This is a genomic window from Streptomyces sp. NPDC059256 (assembly GCF_042753785.1).
GTDB lineage: Bacteria > Actinomycetota > Actinomycetes > Streptomycetales > Streptomycetaceae > Streptomyces.
Window position 1 is genome coordinate 520,274 of record NZ_JBHYZO010000001.1, and the last position, 18,137, is coordinate 538,410.

Annotated in this window: 17 protein-coding genes and 1 riboswitch; of the genes, 7 read left to right on the forward strand and 10 right to left on the reverse strand. The window is 70.0% G+C overall.

Features of this window, described 5'->3' with window-relative positions; genetic code table 11:
• The first annotated feature begins 598 nt into the window (after positions 1 to 598).
• Positions 599 to 678, forward strand: a riboswitch (cobalamin riboswitch).
• A gap of 163 nt (positions 679 to 841) precedes the next feature.
• Together ACFXJL_RS02210 and ACFXJL_RS02215 are read left to right on the forward strand one after the other, a co-directional pair.
• Entirely contained in the window at positions 842 to 3,259 is a 2,418-nt protein-coding gene (locus ACFXJL_RS02210; RefSeq protein ID WP_384631287.1) for a ribonucleoside-diphosphate reductase subunit alpha, read from the forward strand.
• A complete protein-coding gene (locus ACFXJL_RS02215) occupies positions 3,259 to 4,278 on the forward strand; it encodes a ribonucleotide-diphosphate reductase subunit beta (RefSeq protein WP_358876102.1) in 1,020 nt (339 codons plus the stop codon). The genes ACFXJL_RS02210 and ACFXJL_RS02215 overlap by 1 nt, the downstream gene beginning before the upstream one ends.
• Before the next feature lie 135 nt (positions 4,279 to 4,413).
• On the opposite strand, the gene ACFXJL_RS02220 is transcribed toward ACFXJL_RS02215, so the two are convergent.
• The gene (locus tag ACFXJL_RS02220) at positions 4,414 to 4,746 is read right to left on the reverse strand and encodes a hypothetical protein (RefSeq protein WP_384631291.1); all 333 of its coding nucleotides are present in this window, start codon (positions 4,744 to 4,746) and stop codon (positions 4,414 to 4,416) included.
• Between the two features lie 82 nt (positions 4,747 to 4,828).
• On the opposite strand from ACFXJL_RS02220, the gene ACFXJL_RS02225 reads away from it, so the two are divergent.
• Positions 4,829 to 5,794 carry a GlxA family transcriptional regulator gene (locus ACFXJL_RS02225; protein WP_384688503.1) on the forward strand — a complete coding sequence of 322 codons (966 nt, stop codon included), beginning with the start codon at positions 4,829 to 4,831 and terminating at the stop codon, positions 5,792 to 5,794.
• 58 nt (positions 5,795 to 5,852) lie between these two features.
• Here the strand turns inward: ACFXJL_RS02225 and def are convergent, their stop codons facing one another.
• The 8 genes from def to ACFXJL_RS02265 all read right to left on the reverse strand — a co-directional run bounded on the left by def (position 5,853) and on the right by ACFXJL_RS02265 (position 13,777).
• A complete protein-coding gene (gene def, locus ACFXJL_RS02230) occupies positions 5,853 to 6,485 on the reverse strand; it encodes a peptide deformylase (protein WP_329023152.1) in 633 nt (210 codons plus the stop codon).
• A gap of 123 nt (positions 6,486 to 6,608) precedes the next feature.
• Positions 6,609 to 7,610 carry a hypothetical protein gene (locus ACFXJL_RS02235; RefSeq protein WP_329023150.1) on the reverse strand — a complete coding sequence of 334 codons (1,002 nt, stop codon included), beginning with the start codon at positions 7,608 to 7,610 and terminating at the stop codon, positions 6,609 to 6,611.
• Between the two features lie 173 nt (positions 7,611 to 7,783).
• Positions 7,784 to 9,103, reverse strand: coding sequence for an HD-GYP domain-containing protein (locus ACFXJL_RS02240; RefSeq protein WP_384688507.1), 1,320 nt, complete (start codon positions 9,101 to 9,103; stop codon positions 7,784 to 7,786).
• Positions 9,103 to 10,560, reverse strand: coding sequence for an HD-GYP domain-containing protein (locus ACFXJL_RS02245; RefSeq protein WP_384688509.1), 1,458 nt, complete (start codon positions 10,558 to 10,560; stop codon positions 9,103 to 9,105). The genes ACFXJL_RS02240 and ACFXJL_RS02245 overlap by 1 nt, the downstream gene beginning before the upstream one ends.
• A gap of 218 nt (positions 10,561 to 10,778) precedes the next feature.
• Positions 10,779 to 11,108, reverse strand: a complete 330-nt coding sequence (gene rsrA, locus ACFXJL_RS02250) for a mycothiol system anti-sigma-R factor (RefSeq protein WP_329023144.1) — start codon at positions 11,106 to 11,108, stop codon at positions 10,779 to 10,781.
• Positions 11,105 to 11,788: a sigma-70 family RNA polymerase sigma factor gene (locus tag ACFXJL_RS02255; protein WP_383534158.1), complete on the reverse strand. Its 684-nt coding sequence runs from the start codon at positions 11,786 to 11,788 to the stop codon at positions 11,105 to 11,107. The genes rsrA and ACFXJL_RS02255 overlap by 4 nt, the downstream gene beginning before the upstream one ends.
• Positions 11,789 to 12,061: 273 nt before the next feature.
• Positions 12,062 to 12,736, reverse strand: coding sequence for an alpha/beta family hydrolase (locus tag ACFXJL_RS02260; protein ID WP_384689128.1), 675 nt, complete (start codon positions 12,734 to 12,736; stop codon positions 12,062 to 12,064).
• 225 nt (positions 12,737 to 12,961) lie between these two features.
• The gene (locus ACFXJL_RS02265; RefSeq protein ID WP_384631298.1) at positions 12,962 to 13,777 is read right to left on the reverse strand and encodes an SOS response-associated peptidase; all 816 of its coding nucleotides are present in this window, start codon (positions 13,775 to 13,777) and stop codon (positions 12,962 to 12,964) included.
• A gap of 49 nt (positions 13,778 to 13,826) precedes the next feature.
• Here ACFXJL_RS02265 and ACFXJL_RS02270 point away from each other — a divergent pair, with 49 nt between their 5' ends.
• The 4 genes from ACFXJL_RS02270 (at position 13,827) to ACFXJL_RS02285 (ending at position 17,480) form a co-directional block, all read left to right on the forward strand.
• Positions 13,827 to 14,624, forward strand: a complete 798-nt coding sequence (locus ACFXJL_RS02270; RefSeq protein ID WP_358876109.1) for a M50 family metallopeptidase — start codon at positions 13,827 to 13,829, stop codon at positions 14,622 to 14,624.
• Between the two features lie 69 nt (positions 14,625 to 14,693).
• Positions 14,694 to 16,016 (forward strand): 3-phosphoshikimate 1-carboxyvinyltransferase, encoded by a 1,323-nt coding sequence (gene aroA, locus ACFXJL_RS02275; RefSeq protein ID WP_358876110.1) that lies wholly within the window; start codon positions 14,694 to 14,696, stop codon positions 16,014 to 16,016.
• Positions 16,017 to 16,028: 12 nt separating this feature from the next.
• Positions 16,029 to 17,042, forward strand: coding sequence for a ribosome small subunit-dependent GTPase A (rsgA, locus tag ACFXJL_RS02280; protein WP_358876111.1), 1,014 nt, complete (start codon positions 16,029 to 16,031; stop codon positions 17,040 to 17,042).
• A 114-nt stretch (positions 17,043 to 17,156) separates the two neighbouring features.
• The gene (locus tag ACFXJL_RS02285) at positions 17,157 to 17,480 is read left to right on the forward strand and encodes a multidrug efflux SMR transporter (protein WP_329023131.1); all 324 of its coding nucleotides are present in this window, start codon (positions 17,157 to 17,159) and stop codon (positions 17,478 to 17,480) included.
• A 43-nt stretch (positions 17,481 to 17,523) separates the two neighbouring features.
• Here the strand turns inward: ACFXJL_RS02285 and ACFXJL_RS02290 are convergent, their stop codons facing one another.
• Positions 17,524 to 18,132 (reverse strand): TetR/AcrR family transcriptional regulator, encoded by a 609-nt coding sequence (locus ACFXJL_RS02290; protein WP_384688514.1) that lies wholly within the window; start codon positions 18,130 to 18,132, stop codon positions 17,524 to 17,526.
• Between the last annotated feature and the right edge of the window lie 5 nt (positions 18,133 to 18,137).

Below are 18,137 nucleotides of genomic sequence, written 5' to 3' on the forward strand. Positions count from 1 at the left end.
TCATATCGCCCCCGCATGGCGCCTCATGGCGTTGTCATGACGCCGGTCGAGCAGGGGTGTTCCGAACGACGCGGCATTCTGCACCCCTCCGCCTTCCCCGGCTCGGTCTCTGTCCCCCGCGCGCCCCGCGCCGTGCAACCCCGAGCTACTGGCAGGCACGCGCGGACCCTCACGGACACTCACGCACTCGCCGGTACTCGCCGGTACTCGTGGGCACCTGGGCGCGGATCGCCCACCGGATCGCTCAGACCGGATTCGACGGTGCCGTACGCACCCGTCCATGTGCCCGCCGTGCCCACTGAGTCGGCCCCACCCCCGCCCCGCCACCCAAGCGCGGGCACCGCCACGAAAGGAGGACCCATCGCCGAGCCCGCAACCCGATGCCGTGGACCCGTGGCCGCCCCTGAGGACCCCGCCGACGCCCCCGCAAACCCATCGAACGGCAGTCCCCAACCCCTCGAACCCGGGCTTTCCAGGGCCACAGCCCCTACGCCGCAAGGGCGCCGGCTTCCCCCTCGCGTTCCGCCACGACACAACATGTGGGGGGTACTTCCAGCATGGCCCCCCACATGTATGCTCATCTCGCTGTCGTCGCAGAGGAATCCGGTGCGAATCCGGAACTGTCCCGCAACGGTATGTCGTGGTGCGCTTTGTCGTACCTGTACGAGTCCGGCCGACTGCCGACAGCGCGCCCGGTTCAACCGATCCGGGTGCCCAGACGTCCGGGCCTCGCGGTTGGGCCGGGGGACGCCGCACAGTGCTGCCCCATGCCGGGCGTGCGCTCGGGCGGCCCTGCCCTCCCCACCCGTCGGCCCGCGAGCCGAGCGAGGGAGAGCACCACGTGACCATCGCGCCTGCCGATCCGGTTTCAGGCACCGCCGACATCTCCGAGCAGATGCCGCAGCAGGTTCCCCCGTCGCGGAACGGCGAGGACGGACCGGGAACCGCATTGCTGCGGACCCTGACCGATCTGACCGCTGATCTGCCGGACACCGACCCCGGTCGGGTCGCCGCCGCCGCACTGCGCGGACGGAACGCCGGATCGGACACGGCCGAACTCCGTGGGCTCGCCACCGATGCCGCCGCCGGACTGATCTCCGAGGACCCGGCGTACTCCCGGCTCGCCGCCCGGCTGCTGACCCTCACCATCGCCGAAGAGGCCGAGAGCCAGGGCGCATCCTGCTTCTCCGCTTCCGTCGCCGTCGGCCACACCGAGGGTCTGATCGCCGACCGCACTGCCGCGTTCGTGACACTCCACGCCGAACGCCTCGACGCGACCCTCGACCCCACGGCCGACGACCGCTTCGGCTACTTCGGGCTGCGCACCCTCTACAGCCGCTATCTGCTGCGCCACCCCATCACCCGTCAGGTCATCGAGACGCCCCAGCACTTCATGCTGCGCGTCGCCTGCGGCCTGGCGGAGGATGACTCCGTACGCGCCCTCGACGAGGTCACCGCGCTGTACCGGCTGATGAGCCGGCTGGACTACCTGCCGTCCTCACCCACCTTGTTCAACTCGGGCACCCGCCACCCGCAGATGTCGTCCTGCTATCTGCTGGACTCGCCCCTGGACGAGCTGGACTCGATCTACGGCCGCTACCACCAGGTCGCCCGGCTCTCCAAGCACGCGGGCGGCATCGGACTCTCGTACTCGCGCATCCGTGCCCGCGGCTCTCTGATCCGCGGTACCAACGGGCACTCCAACGGGATCGTGCCGTTCCTGAAGACGCTGGACGCCTCCGTCGCCGCCGTCAACCAGGGCGGCCGGCGCAAGGGCGCTGCGGCCGTCTACCTGGAGACCTGGCACGCGGACATCGAGGAGTTCCTGGAGCTGCGCGACAACACCGGCGAGGACGCCCGGCGCACCCACAACCTCAATCTCGCCCACTGGGTGCCGGACGAGTTCATGCGGCGGGTCGACACCGACGGTGAGTGGTCACTGTTCTCCCCGTCCGACGTGCCCGAACTCGTCGATCTGTGGGGCGATGAGTTCGATGCCGTGTACCGGCGCGCGGAGGCCCAGGGCCTGGCCCGCAAGACCATGCCCGCCCGGGAGCTCTACGGGCGGATGATGCGTACCCTCGCGCAGACCGGCAACGGCTGGATGACCTTCAAGGACGCGGCCAACCGCACCGCCAACCAGACCGCCGAGCCGGGCCACACGGTCCACTCGTCGAACCTGTGCACGGAGATCCTTGAGGTCACCGATGACGGCGAGACCGCCGTGTGCAATCTGGGCTCGGTCAACCTCGGTGCCTTCGTCGTCGACGGCGCCGTCGACTGGGAGCGCCTCGACTCGACCGTCCGCACCGCCGTCACCTTCCTCGACCGCGTGGTGGACATCAACTTCTATCCGACCGAGCAGGCGGGCCGCTCCAACTCGCGCTGGCGCCCGGTGGGCCTCGGCGCCATGGGCCTCCAGGACGTCTTCTTCCAGCTGAAGCTGCCGTTCGACTCCCCCGCCGCCCGGGCGCTCTCCACCCAGATCTCCGAGCGGATCATGCTCGCCGCCTATGAGGCGTCCTGCGCACTCGCCGAGCGCCACGGCACCTTCCCCGCCTGGGAGAAGACCCGTACGGCCCGCGGTGTGCTGCACCCCGACCACTACGGCGTCGAACTGCACTGGCCCGAGCGCTGGGCCGCCCTGCGGGAGCGGATCGCGACGACGGGCATGCGCAACTCGCTGCTGCTCGCCATCGCCCCGACCGCGACGATCGCATCCATCGCCGGTGTGTACGAGTGCATCGAGCCCCAGGTCTCCAACCTCTTCAAGCGCGAGACGCTCTCCGGTGAGTTCCTCCAGGTCAACAACTACCTGGTGGAGGAGCTGAAGCGGCTCGGTGTCTGGGACGCGACCACGAGGGAGGCGCTGCGCGAGTCCAACGGCTCGGTGCAGGGCTTCACCTGGGTGCCGGCCGAGGTGCGCGAGCTGTACCGGACGGCGTGGGAGATCCCGCAGCGCGGCCTGATCGACATGGCAGCCGCGCGCACCCCGTTCCTCGACCAGTCCCAGTCGCTGAATCTCTTCCTGGAGACGCCGACCATCGGGAAGCTCAGCTCGATGTACGCCTATGCCTGGAAGCAGGGCCTGAAGACGACGTACTACCTGCGGTCGCGGCCGGCCACCCGGATCGCCCGTGCGGCGTCCGGCACCACGAACGCCGCCCCCGCTCCCGTCCCCGTCCCCCCGCAGCAGGCCGCCGAGGATGCGGTCGCCTGCTCCCTGGAGAACCCCGAGTCCTGCGAGGCGTGCCAGTAATGCCCACCCCCCAACCCGTCAAGAACCTGCTCGACCCCGGCTTCGAGCTCACCCTGCGCCCGATGCGCTACCCGGACTTCTACGAGCGCTACCGGGACGCGATCAAGAACACCTGGACCGTCGAGGAGGTCGACCTCCACTCGGACGTCTCCGACCTCGCCAAGATGACCCCGGCCGAGCAGCACCTCATCGGCCGGCTGGTCGCCTTCTTCGCGACCGGTGACTCGATCGTCGCCAACAACCTCGTGCTCACGCTGTACAAGCACATCAACTCCCCGGAGGCGCGGCTCTACCTCAGCCGTCAGCTCTTCGAGGAGGCCGTGCACGTCCAGTTCTATCTGACGCTGCTCGACACCTACCTCCCCGATCCGGAGGACCGCACCGCGGCGTTCGCGGCCGTGGAGAACATCCCGTCCATCCGGGAGAAGGCGCAGTTCTGCTTCCGTTGGATGGACTCGGTCGAGAAGATCGACCAGTTGGAGTCGCAGTCCGACCGGCGCCGGTTCCTGCTCAACCTGATCTGCTTCGCCGCCTGCATCGAGGGGCTGTTCTTCTACGGCGCCTTCGCCTACGTGTACTGGTTCCGCTCCCGCGGTCTGCTGCACGGTCTGGCCACCGGGACGAACTGGGTGTTCCGCGACGAGACCATGCACATGAACTTCGCGTTCGAGGTCGTGGACACGGTCCGCAAGGAGGAGCCCGAACTCTTCGACGACGCACTCCAGCAGCAGGTCACGGACATGTTGAAGGAGGCCGTGGAGGCGGAGCTCCAGTTCGGTCGGGACCTGTGCGGCGACGGACTGCCGGGCATGAACACCGAGTCGATGCGGGAGTACCTCCAGTGCGTCGCCGACCAGCGGCTCACCCGGCTGGGCTTCGCCCCGGTGTACGGCTCGCAGAACCCGTTCTCGTTCATGGAGTTGCAGGGCGTCCAGGAGCTGACCAACTTCTTCGAGCGCCGCCCGTCCGCCTATCAGGTGGCCGTTGAGGGGTCCGTCGACCTGGACGAGGACTTCTAGGCTGCGGCAGTCGGCCATGCCGTTGTGCGCCCCCGGACCGGGGCCGGTTCTCCTACCGGCTCCGGACCGGGGGCGCTGTCTGTTGGGCGGGGGCGCCCTGCTGCGGTGTGGTGCAGGCGCAGGGCGCACACCGCGCTACCGGGCGACGCCGCATGTGCTGGGGACCGGGGCGGCCGGGTAGGCATCGCCGATGACGCCGGGGTGGGAAGCACCACCGCTGGCCGCGGCTTCGGGCCCGTGGTCGCTCGCGGCGGTGCCGATCGGGGTGAACCGCAACGGAACCGCGACCGGTGCCGCATCCGGCCGGACGGGACCGGGCTCGGCGGCCCGGACCAGGGGGGCGTCTTCGCGCTCAGCCGCCCGGAGCTGACGGTCGACGGAACGATCCCTTGCATGCCCGACAAGCGAGGGAAGTACGAGAAGGGTGAGAAGTCCCAGGACGATGAGGTAACCGAGGAATGTGTCCATGCCCTCTACTGTCCTGCCGCCGCAGCAGAAAAGTCAGTGGCAGGACTGTCATGGACCATCGAATTACTGCCACACTCAATCCATGTTGAAGAATGTCGCCACCGTGCTCCTCGAAGGCGTACATCCCTTTGAACTCGGCGTGCTCGGTGAAGTGTTCGGTCTGGACCGCAGCGACGACGGCATGCCCGTCTACGACTTCGCGGTGGTGTCCGCCACGCACCGGACCCTGGCCACCCATGCCGGCTACTCCATCACCACGCACCACGGTCTGGAGCGACTGGACGCCGCGGACCTCATCGCCGTGCCCACGGGGGGCGACTATCCGACGCGCGACTATCCCGAAGACCTTCTGACCGCTCTGCGCCGGGCCGTGGACCGGGGCGCCCGGGTGCTGAGCGTCTGCACCGGGGCCTTCGTCCTCGGCGCCGCCGGACTGCTCGACGGCCGTCGCTGCACCACCCACTGGCGCCATGCCGAGGCCCTCGCGAACCGCTATCCGCACGCCGTCGTCGACGCAGACGTGCTGTACGTGGACGAGGGATCGATCATCACATCGGCGGGCACGGCGGCGGCGATCGACGCCTCGATCCATGTGCTGCGTCAGGAGCACGGCCCGGAGATCGCCAACCACATCGCCCGACGCATGGTGGTCCCACCGCACCGCGACGGCGGCCAGGCGCAGTACATCGAACGGCCCCTGCCGCGCACCCGGTGCGACACCGTGGGAGAGGTGCTCGGCTGGATGGAACGTCACCTCGACCGGGAGATGAGCGTGGACCAACTCGCCGCCCGCGCCCATATGTCCACCCGGACCTTCGCCCGCCGCTTCCAACAGGAGACCGGAACCACGCCGTACCGCTGGCTGCTGCGACAGCGGGTCCTGCTGTCACAGGAACTCCTGGAGTCCACGGACGAAACGGTCGACGCGATCGCGAGCCGCTCGGGCTTCGGCAATGCGGCAGCCCTGCGCCACCACTTCCTCCGTACGCTCGGCACCACGCCCAACGCCTACCGCCGCACCTTCCGCGGTCCGGTAGCGGTGGGATGAGCGGGAACAGACACGAGCGGGCCCCGGCACCGAGTGCCGGGGCCCGCTCGTCGCACGGTCAGTCGTTGGCGACGACCGCGTAGCGCGGAGTGCCCTCGGCCATCTGCTGCAACGCGTCCTTGCGGTCCCGCTTGGAGAGCCGGTCGATGTAGAGGTACCCGTACAGGTGGTCGGTCTCGTGCTGGAGGCAGCGGGCGAAGTAGCCCTGGCCGCGCACCTTGATGGGGTTGCCTTCGAGGTCCTGGCCGCGCACGACCGCATGGTCGGGGCGGGCGAGCGACGCATACGCGGTCGGCACGGAGAGGCAGCCCTCATTGGAGTCGTCGAGGTGACGCTCCTCGGGGGGAAGCTCCTCCAGCACCGGATTGACGACGTACCCGACGTGCCGCACACCGTCGTCGTCCGGGCAGTCGTAGACGAAGACCTTGAGGTCCACGCCGATCTGGTTGGCGGCCAGCCCCACGCCCTCGGCGGTGCGCTGGCTGGCGAACATGTCGTCGATCAGCGCCGCAAGCTTGTCGTCGAACTCCGTGACGTCCTTGCACTCCTTGTGGAGCACCGGATTGCCGACGACCGTGATGGGGCGCGAGGTGCCGCGCTCGCGATGTGCGAGCTCACGTGCCTCGCAGTCTTCCGTGTCCACGACGAAACCATCATTGACCTGCTGGTCCGTCTCCTGCTGCGACGCCATGTCAGCCGTACGCCTTCCTCAGTACCTGGTGAATGCCCAGTGCCCGCCCGGTGGGGGCCCATGTCTGCCAGCGTCAGCCGGTTGGTGCGGTCGCGCTGTGCCCCTCCACACTACGGGCAGCTTTCAGCAGACTTCTTCGAGATCACGCCACTCTCGGGTGTCCGGACTGTCGGATACCCAGCCGTCCAGCAGCCCGCGCACCAGCCCGGCGGGGGCCGCGATGCCGCACTCCCGCTCCGGGGACCACAGATCGCCGGATGTGCGGTGACCGAGCGGTCCGGGCTGACCCGGCTCGCTGTGATCGTGCGGATCGAGGTGCTCCCCCTCACCCTCGGCGCTCGGCATCCTGCTCTCGGAGCAGGCGCGACAGAGCAGCCGCACGGATGACGACCAGTCCTCGGCGGCGAATCCCGCGTCGGACGCCAATTGCTCCAGTGCGTCCCGGTCGGCCTCGGTGGCGGCCTCCAGCAGCACCACCCAGGTGGGGACGGGGGAGGGCGCCCACAACTCGATCTCGTCGAAGACGGGGTAGGCAGGTCCGGCGGATGTCGTTCGCTCACCGTTGGGCACCCCGTCGTGGAGGACGACCTCGCCCCAGCGCCGCCCGGAGGAGGGCAGGGGGATCGAGAGCACTTCCATCCGGGCGGGGTCGAGCCGCCGCCCCCAGACGACCTCCGCCTCGCCCTCGGGCGAGAGCCGCACGGCCGCACTGCCCAGGTTCATGCCGACGGCGGCGCCGCTCGGCCCCGCGCCCACACCGCTGCGGGTGGGCAGACCGGGAACCTTGAGTCCGTACGCCTGCCAGGCACGGCGGGCCAGCGGCCAGTCCTGCAGTGCGGTGGCCGCGATGCCCACGTTCCACCAGTCGGGGGCTCCGGTCTCCTTGTCCAGGAGGGCCACGGCCCGCAGTCCTGCGGCGCGCGCCTGCTCCCAGTCGTGCCGGAACTTGTGCAGCAGGGCCAGATTGAACCAGGACTCCGAGAGCCAAGGCTCCAGATCGGCGGCCCTGGTCAGCAGCGCGCCCGCATCTTCGTACCGGCCGTCGCCGATCAGCGTGAACGCGCGGTCCGTGGCCTGCCGCCACGAGGCGGAGGGCCGATGCCGTACCTTCCCGAAGATCTTCACGATTCCCGCCTGCCGATCGCTCGGGGAAGTTCCCCCGGACGCTCTGTGTGTGTCTGCTTGACGCTGGTTCTCTGTCCTCTTTCGCATCCAACCATGCCCGGTCGACGGCTGGCTCATTACCCATGGGTTACCCAGGCTGGAGGGGTGCCAGACCCGCCTGGAGCGTTCCTGGATCACGCCTGGCGCACCGGTGCCTGTGCACCCCGCGCCAGCACCCTGGCCAGCGCTTCGACCACTTCCCGCTGATGGTCGGCCTCGGGGGCGAGCCGCAGCCGCTCCAGGGCCGCCAGCGCCCCGCCCGCGCCCCCTCCATGTGCCCCGGTGAGATCGTCGTATGCATTGACCGTTCGGACGATACGAGCGGCCAGCGGCTGTTCGTACGAGGGGTCGGCCTGGCGTTCCACGATGATGGCCACCGCAGGTGGCACACCGGTCTGGCGGGCGACGGCTCCGCTGAGCAGGGCGATCCGACGCTGCTCGGCCACCGGGAGTAGTGCCGTGGCTCCGTCGGGTACCGGGTCCACCAGGGAGAGCTGTCCGATGTCGTGCATCAGGGCCGCGTACTCCAGCACGGTGAGGTCCTTGCCCGCGAGCCCCACCTCCCGGCCGACCGCGCAGCTCAGCTCGGCGACCCGACGGGCGTGGCCGGGCGGGGTGTAGCCGGCGATCTCGGTGGCGCGGGCCAGGGAGACGATGGTCTGGCGGTAGGTGGCGCGGAAGCCCTCGTACCGCCGGAAGGAGAGCTGGGTGAGCAGGAGCGGTACGCAGAAGACGGGCAGGGCCCAGAGCCCGGCTGCGGCGACGGCGAGGGCGATGACGGCGCCGGTGGCGCAGACCGCGGAGCCGATGCCGAGCAGCGCGCGCAGTTCGTCCCGGAGCAGGGACAGATAGGGGAAGCCGGTGCGGGCCCTGAGCATCACGGCGGCGAGCACGGCGTCGCACAGGGCGGTGAGGAGGAGCAGTACCAGGAGGAACAGTGCGTAGTAGGACTCGTTGGACCACAGGGGCAGCTCGCCCGAGTTGTAGAGCGGCTGAAAGCAGACTGCGGCGAATCCGACGGTGAGCACCCGACGGACGACGTGGTCGGGCGAGGGCCCCCGGCCGCGCGCCACATGGGGGACGATGCCGGTGAGCACGGCGGCGAAGACGACGGTGGTGACCTGGAAGACGCCGTGGCTGGTGGGTCCGCCGCCGCACTCGCCGAGCAGGGCGTAGGCGAGCGCACCGGCGGCGCCGAGCGGTGCGGCCTCGCGCTCCGAGGGGACGGTGCCGCAGCGGGCCAGTTCACCGATGGCGATCAACGCGCCGAAGGCCAAGGCCACGGTCGGTTCGTGTACTCCGTGCCACAGGGTGGCGGCGAGGGCGGTACAGACCAGCGCACCGGCGGAGAGGTAGATCAGGGCGATCACGGTGGCGCCGGTGACGCCAGGTGCCGGTATCGGGCTCGCGGTGCCCCCGAAGGGGCGCGGGTCGGCCGCTGGTGGGGGGTTCATCAGGGGTCCCCCGCGGGGCGTTCGGCCGGGCCGGCACGGTGGGCGGACGGTTCGTCGACTGCGGCCCACCGACCCGCGCTGCCATGGGCGAAGACCCGTACCGGTTGGGCCGGGATGTCATGCGTTTCGGTCCGATCGCGACGGCCCCACGTGCCCTGGGGCAGCGGCTCGTCGGAGGTGACCTCGGTCTCCCAGCCGTGGCGGGCGAGCGCGCGCACGAGGGCGTGCACCATCCGGGGGTCGAACTGGGTGCCCGCGCAGCGCTCCAGTTCGGTCAGGGCGGTGGCCACCGGTCGGGCGCGGCGGTAGGAGCGGGTCGAGGTCATGGCGTCGAAGGCGTCGGCGACGGCCACCACCCGGGCGCACTCCGGGATGTCGTCCCCGGCCAGTCCGTAGGGGTAGCCGGTGCCGTCGACCCGCTCGTGGTGGTGGAGGATCGCGGCCCGGGCCTCGCCGAGGAAGCCGATGCCGCGCACGATCTCGTGACCGTACTCCGGGTGCAGTTCGATGACCCGCCTCTCCTCGGGGGTGAGGGGGCCCTCCTTGCGGAGCACCCGGGTGGGGACGCCGAGTTTGCCCACGTCGTGCAGGATCCCGGCGAATCGGATGACCTCGATCCGGTCTTCGGCCAGGCCCAGCTCGCGGGCGATGAGGACCGAGGCCCGGCCGACGCGCTCGCTGTGGCCACGGGTGTAGCGGTCCTTGATGTCGACGGCCTGCACCAGGGCGCGGATGGTGGCCTGGTAGGCGGTGCGTTCGCGGTGGTACTGGGCGAAGAGCCAGCAGGAGATGTACATCGGGAGCAGGACGAAGAGGGCTGACGGCCAGCCGTAGGGGCTCTGCCAGAGCACCGCCATCATCAGCCCGGCCAGTCCATGGACCAGATGGGGCAGGAGCGCACCGAGGACGGGTCCGTGCCAGCCGGCCCGCAGGGGGGTGCGCTCGGCCGTGGCCAGGATGCCCGCTTCGAGGACGGTCAGCACCAGGCAGAAGGCGAGCGCGCCGGCCGCGCCGGGGAGCAGGACGAGGGGGAAGTCGATGGGGCTGGGCCCGGAGCCGGGCGCGTGGTCGCCGCCCAGCAAGTCGTAGGTCTGTGCGGCGCCCCAGATGGCGAGGGACAGTTGGGCGGCGCGCCAGATGCGGCGCAGGGCGGCCGGGCGGCGCTCGACCCGTCCCACGAGTGCCCCGGGGATGGCAACCAGAAGGGCTGCGGACGGTGGCAGCAGGAAGGCTGCGGCCAGCAGGACCGGGAAGAAGGATCCCGCGCTGACGGGGACGGACCGGCCGAGATGTCGACAGCGGGCGGGCAGTTCGCAGGCCGCGTACAGCCCTGCGAGCAGCGCCACGGCCACCCAGTTGATGCCGGCCCCCGGCCGCAGGGCGGGCAGGGCGAGCAGCACGGTGCTGAGCACTGCGCAGAGAATGTACGCGTGCGCCGCGGCCGGTACGGACCTCAACTCCCCGCCCCCTTCTCACCTCGCGCGTCACGCTAGCGAGTTGGGACGCCTGGGGCAGGTGGTCGGGGAGCCGTTCGCACAGACGAGTGACACCGGGCGCGTACGAAGGTGTCGCACGGGCGTTCTAGTCGAATACTCGGCGGTAGCGGTACGGCAAAAGGGTGCACCGCATCCGCTGCGGCGCACCCTCATCGGCATCCTCTTCGGACGCCTTCACCTCACTCGCCCTGGACCTCCGCCGGGCCCACCGTGGCGCGCGACGCGCTCTGCACGTCCTCGTCGGGCACGGTCTGCCCGGAGCGGATCAGATCGATCCGGCCCATGACCTTCGCCCGCAGATCGGTGGGGACGTCGTCCTGCCCGCAGCAGCGCTTGACGAGCTTCTTCACGGCCTGTTCCAGCCCGTACTTCTCCAGGCAGGGAGAGCACTCCTCGAAGTGGACCTCGAACTTGGTGCAGTCACCTTCGGGCATCTCACGGTCGAGGAACTCATAGAGGTGGTCGAGAACCTCTGAGCAGTCCGTCTCGTGCGGCTCTCCGCAGCTCATGAGCCCGAGCCTTTCGCTTCGTTCGACTCCCCCGCACCGGCCGGGACGAGCCCACGCTCACGGGCGTAGTCCTCCAACATGCCGCGCAGCTGTCGACGGCCCCGGTGCAGGCGGGACATCACCGTCCCGATGGGTGTACCCATGATGTCCGCGATCTCCTTGTACGCAAAGCCTTCTACGTCGGCAAGATAGACCGCGATGCGGAACTCCTCCGGAATGGCCTGGAGCGCGGCCTTCACGTCGGAATCCGGAAGGTGGTCGAGGGCCTGCGACTCGGCGGAACGCAGACCGGTCGACATGTGCGACTCGGCGCGCGCCAGCTGCCAGTCCTCGATCTCCTCGGCAGCGCTGCGCTGGGGCTCGCGCTGCTTCTTGCGGTACGAGTTGATGAACGTGTTCGTCAGGATCCGGTACAGCCACGCCTTGAGGTTGGTGCCCTCGCGGAACTGGTGGAACGAGCCGTACGCCTTGGCGTAGGTCTCCTGGACGAGATCCTCGGCATCGGCCGGATTGCGCGTCATGCGCAGCGCGGCGGAGTACATCTGGTCCAGGAAGCCGAGGGCGTCCCGCTCGAAACGGGCGTTGCGCTCCGCAGCCGTCTCCGCGGGCCGTGACGTCTCCGCGGGCTCTGCGTCTGCCTGTGCCGCCTGGCCGTCGTCGGTCCCAGTGACCGGACCCACCTCCTCCAACGCTGTGGCGGGACCGAAGGTGGACCCGCTCGAATCGGAGAATAGTCGACCTTCGGTGGCCAGCCCCTGTCGACCGGCTCCGCCAGGCGCCCGAACAGGGGCGGTCTTCGCCGCCGTCAGCACGGACCATTCCAGGTCAGCGCTGTGCGTACGGCGGGGGCAGATGGTCGAACTCATGCGAGGTACTCCCTACTCCGAGCTCGGATGACTCAGGTCCTGACATCCGCTGCAACAGACCCGGGGCACCCGGCATTCCCGTCCTCTTCACGCCTCGGCCAACAGGGGGCGGAGCCAATCCCGTACGGCTTCGGTGATGAGCGTCACGGTGTCCTGTTCGGTGCGGCCGGAGCGCTTGGGTACGGCAAAGGCATGATCGGCGTCGGGGATCCGAGTGATCGTGTACGCGCCTTCGGGGAACTCCTCCGGAGTGCCGAAGGGGTCACGGGCGCCCTGGACGACGAGCGTGGGGACCTCGGTGCCGAGGAGTTCCGCCGCCCGGGAACGCTCCGGACGTCCCGGCGGATGGAGGGGGAAGGCCAGGGCGAGGACGGCGGCGGCATCGAGCTCCGCGGCCAGCCGACAGGCCACCCGGGCCCCCGCGCTGCGTCCCGCGGCGACGACGGGAAGGCCGGGTCCGCACAGGGTGGGCCAGGCGCCCCGCCATCCACGGTCGAGGGTGGCGGGGGCGGGGGCGACCTTCTTGCCCGCCACGCGCCAGGGTTGCTCCACGAGGGCGACGCTCACTCCGTGCGGGGGCAGCGCGGCGGCGAGGCCCACCAGATCGCGGGCGTGGACACCGCCGCCGGCGCCATGGCCGAGGGCGAGCACCAGACGGGGGTGCGCGGCGTGGTGCCAGCTGATGCGCGCGGTCCCGGTATCGGTCTCCACCAGCTCGGTGCTCGGGGCCGGCAGGGCACTCGCTGCTTTCCCTGGGTTCACGGCCGCTCCCGCCTGCGCAGACTCGGTGGTGTCAGTCGCGTTCTTGGCGTTCGCGCCCTTCGACACGGCGGCGACGCCCGGTCCTGCGTGCTCGCGCGTACGGGTCGCGGGGGAACTGGTGCGGCGGTGGTTCACGCACCCATCCTGCCCCGCACCGGTGCCCACACCGGGCAGGACCACCCCGACCGGGTCGAGTCGGAAGGGGACACCGCAGGTCCGAGCGGGTCAGAACAGCGTGCTCTCCTCCGGCGCGGCCAGCTCCGCCAGCAGTTCCGGCCCGTTGTTGCGGACATTGCTGACGGCCGTGGGAACGGCGTAGGCCCGCATCAGCCCCTCGGGCGGCGGCTCCAACAGCGCCTTCAACTGCTCCGGGTCCGTGCGCGAGGGGTCCAACCAGTCGTCCCAGCGGTCCGGGGTCAGCATCAGCGGCATCCGGGGGTGGATGTCCGCCAGGGACCGCGGACCGTCGGCCGGCGCCACCCCCAGCGGCCCCTGCTCCGCCTCGGTCGTGAGCACGGTGCAGGTGACCCACCAGGCCCGGGGGTGCTCATCGGGGAGGGTGCGGTCCCGCCAGAACTCGTACAGGCCCGCCATCGCGAAGACCGAGCCGTCCGCGGGAGTGACGAAGTACGGCTGCTTGCGGGGCCGCTTCTTCTTCCCCGCCTCCTCCAGCTGCCGTTCGTCGACGCCGGTGACCCACTCGTAGTACCCGTCGGCGGGCAGGATGCAGCGGCGCGAGGCGAAGGGGCGACGGAAGGAGGGCTTTTCGTGCACGGTCTCGGACCGGGCATTGATCATCCGGGCGGCCCCCTCGGGATTCTTCGCCCAGGACGGCACAAGACCCCACTTCAAGGTGCGCAGCTGGCGAACCGGACGCGGGTCATCGGCGTCTTTCAGAGGGCGTTCGAGGATCGCGTAGACCTCTTTGGTCGGGGCCACGTTCCAGTCGGGCGCCAAGGTCTCCTTCGGCTCCCACTGCTCCACGCCGAAGACCTCCACCAGGTCCTCGGGCTTACGACTCGCCGCATACCGTCCGCACATAACTGCAACACTGCCACTTCGGAACGCCGTCCAAGGAGCCGCCCCAGAAATGGATAAGATCCATTCCGCTTCCCGTGAACCCCTGGCCTCCTCCGCGCCCGAGGGCGGGACGGACCCGGTACTGGCCGCCGACTCCATCGGGCGATCACTCAGTGATCTCTGGGACCGGGTCATCAGCACCCAGCCCGCCCCCGAACAGTGGCTCGTCATAGCCACCGCGGTGCTCGCGCTCACCGCCGTGGCACCGCGTCCCCTGTGGCGACTGTCCCGCAACGCCATCACCATCGCCCACGAGGGCGGCCACGGCCTGATCGCCCTGCTGACCGGCCGCAGCCTGGAGGGCATCCGGCTGCACTCGGACACCAGCGGGCTGACCGTCAGCCGCGGCAAACCCACCGGCCTCGGCATGATCCTCACCGCAGCCGCCGGCTACACCGCCCCGCCCCTCCTTGGCCTCGGCGGTGCCTGGCTGCTCGCAGCCGGGCACATCACCCTGCTCCTGTGGCTGGCCACGGCGCTGCTCCTGCTGCTGCTCGTCATGATCCGCAACGCCTACGGCGCCCTGACGGTGATCCTCACCGGCGCAGCCTTCCTGCTGATCTCCTGGCTGGCCGGCTCCGAGGTCCAGGCGGCCTTCGCCTACACCGCCGTCTGGTTCCTCCTGCTCGGAGGCGTACGCCCGTCCTTCGAACTCCAGGTCAAGCGCCGCCACGGTGGAGCACCCGACTCCGACGCCGATCAACTGGCCCGGCTCACCCATGCGCCGGCCGTCCTGTGGCTGTTCCTGTTCCACGCGGTGGCGGCCTGCTCGCTGATCGGCGGCGGGCGCTGGCTGCTGGACCTGTAGGAGTGGTGCACGGTTTCGCCAGCATTTGATCAAACGGGCGGCCGTCCCGGAGCCACTAAAGTAAAGACCATGACCGAAGCCTCCGTGCACCCTGCCCTCTGGCCCGCCCCGCTCGCGACCCAAGCCGTCGAGGCGACGGTGACCGTGCCCGGATCGAAATCGGTCACCAACCGCGCCCTGGTGCTCGCCGCACTCGCTGCGGAGCCCGGCTGGTTGCGCCGCCCCCTGCGGTCCCGCGACAGTCTGCTGATGGCCCAGTCGCTGCGCGCGCTGGGCGTCGGCATCGAAGAGGGCGTCGGCGCGGATGGCGAGGGCGAGGTCTGGCGGGTCATCCCGGCTGGGCTCCATGGTCCCGCCACCGTCGACGTCGGCAACGCCGGCACGGTGATGCGCTTCCTCCCCCCCGTCGCCACCCTCGCCGACGGGCCGATCCGCTTCGACGGCGACCCCCGGTCGTACGAGCGCCCCCTCCACGGCGTGATCGACGCCCTACGGGCCCTCGGCGCCCGCATCGACGACGAAGGGCGCGGCGCGCTCCCGCTGACCGTCCACGGCGGTGGAGCGCTCGACGGTGGCCCGGTGGAGATCGACGCCTCGTCGTCCTCGCAGTTCGTCTCCGCACTGCTGCTCTCGGCGCCCCGTTTCAACCAGGGCGTGGAGGTGCGGCACATCGGCACCACCCTGCCGTCCATGCCCCACATCCGTATGACCGTCGACATGCTGCGCGCCGTGGGAGCACAGGTGGACGAGCCGGAGACCGGCGGCGAGCCCAACGTCTGGCGGGTCTCCCCCTCGGCCGTCCTGGGTCGCGATGTCACGATCGAACCGGATCTCTCCAACGCCCAGCCGTTCCTCGCAGCCGCTCTGATCACCGGCGGCCGGGTCACCATCCCGGACTGGCCCGAGCGCACCACCCAGCCAGGCGACGCCCTGCGCACGATCTTCACGGACATGGGCGGTTCCTACGAGTTGACGGACGCGGGTCTCACCTTCACCGGCACCGGCCGGATCCACGGCATCGATGTGGATCTCGGGGAGGTCGGTGAGCTCACCCCGGTGATCGCCGCGGTCGCGGCGCTGGCCGACTCACCGTCCACCCTGCGGGGCGTGGCGCATCTGCGTCTGCACGAGACGGACCGGCTGGCCGCGCTCACCAAGGAGATCAACGAGCTGGGTGGCGATGTCACGGAGACCGAGGACGGCCTCCACATCCGACCCCGCCCCCTGCGCGGTGGCGTGTTCCACACCTACGACGACCACCGGATGGCCACCGCGGGCTCGGTGATCGGGCTCGCCGTCGACGGCGTCCAGATCGAGAACGTGGCGACCACCGCGAAGACCCTGCCCGACTTCCCGCGAATGTGGGCAGACATGCTCGGAGCGGGAAACTGAACGGGATCTGAGATGCGGCGCTACGGCAAGAACCCCGACGAGGACGACGTACGCGTCCGCCCCAACCGCAAGGGCAACCGACCGCGGACCAACATCCGCCCCAAGCACGAGGACGCCAGCGAGGGCATGGTCCTCACCGTGGACCGCGGACGGCTGACCTGCCTCGTCGACGACCGGATCATCCACGCCATGAAGGCCCGTGAACTGGGCCGCAAGGCGGCGGTCGTCGGCGATCGGGTCTCCATCGTCGGTGATCTCTCCGGGGACAAGGACACCCTGGCTCGTATCGTCCGCATCGGTGCACGGTCCTCCGTGCTCCGCCGCACCGCCGACGACGACGATCCCTATGAGCGGGTCGTCGTCGCCAACGCCGACCAGTTGGCCATCGTGACCGCCCTCGCCGACCCCGAACCGCGCCCCCGGCTGATCGACCGCTGTCTTGTCGCCGCGTACGACGGCGGTCTCACTCCCCTGCTCGTCCTCACCAAGTCGGACCTGGCGTCCGCGGACGAACTCCTGGAGATGTACGGGGCACTGGGCGTCCCGCATGTGGTGACCAGTCGGGAGGAGTTCGGCGACGGCGTCGCGGCCGGGTTGATGCGTGAGCATCTGTCAGGACGTACGACCGCCTTCGTGGGGCACTCGGGCGTCGGCAAGACGACGCTGGTCAATGCCCTGGTACCGGAGGAGCGTCGGCGCTCGACCGGTCATGTCAACGCGGTCACGGGCCGGGGCCGGCACACCACCACATCGGCGCTCGCCCTCCCCCTCGCGGACGAGAAGGGCGGCTGGGTGATCGACACTCCCGGAGTGCGCTCGTTCGGGCTGCACCATGTGGATCCGTCCCGGGTGATCCTCGCCTTTCCCGACCTCGAACCGGGTACGGCGAACTGTCCCCGCTCCTGTAGCCATGACGAGCCGGACTGCGCCCTCGACGCCTGGGTGGCCGAGGGCCACGCCGATCCCGCCCGGCTGTACTCGCTGCGACGGCTGCTGTCGACCCGTGAGCGACGCGAGGGCGACTAAAGCGCGCATTGGCGGTCTTCGGATATCGATACGGGCATAATCACATCAAGTCCGACGAAGTCCATTGAAGACTGATGAAGTCTCACGAAGCAGTCACCGACTGTTGGAGGCGCGATGGCGTGGCTGCTCGTGGTGGTCGCCGGAATCCTGGAGACGGGGTTCGCCGTCTGTCTGAAGCTCTCCCACGGGTTCACCCGCCTCTGGCCGACCATCGCCTTCGCCGCCTTCGCCCTCGGCAGCTTCGGATTGTTAACCCTCGCGCTGAAGAAGCTCGACGTGGGCCCGGCGTACGCGGTGTGGACGGGGATCGGTGCTGCGGGTACGGCGATCTACGGCATGGTGTTCCTGGACGACGTGGTCTCCGCGCTCAAGATCGTCTCGATCTCATTCGTGATCATCGGTGTCATCGGGCTCCAGTTGTCGGGCTCGGCACACTGAGCGCACCAACCCCACTGAGTTCCCGAGTACGCGAACTTCGAGATCAGTCTGCGACCGGACAGAGCGGCGGACCCACGGCGATACGGGCCTGCCCCACCGGAGCCGGGGCGACGACATGGGACAGGGTGAGCCGGACCGCGAACTCGCAGCCGTGAGCAGAGTCGGGCGACTCCCGGGGCACGGCGCAGTCGAAACCGTCCGCCGCCAGAGTGGCGCAGAGGCGATCCCGCACCAGGGCGACCATCGCACCAGGTGTCAGCGGGCAGGCGTCGGCGGGTCCGCCGTCAGGGGAAATCCTCGGCTCGGGAAGCCGATCGCCCCAGCAGCCGGTGAGAAGGGCGCGCAGCAGCCGGTTCTCGCTCGCCTCTTGGATCGTCCACTCGGCGAGAGCCTCCCGACGCCGATGGCCCACGTCGGGGAAGTCTCCCGGAACGGCAGCGGCCAGGAGTCGGTCGACGCCCTGGAGATAGGCGTCGGCCTCGCGCCGCACCAAGGCCCGCGCCAGCCCGTCCTTGCTCCCGAATTCGTTGTAGAGCGTCTGGCGGGACAGACCGGCGGCGGCTGCGACATCCACCATCCGCACCGCGGACCACGGCCGTTGGGCCAGGGCTTCGAGGGCGGCGTTGAGCAGGGACTCTCGGGCTGACGGCACATCGC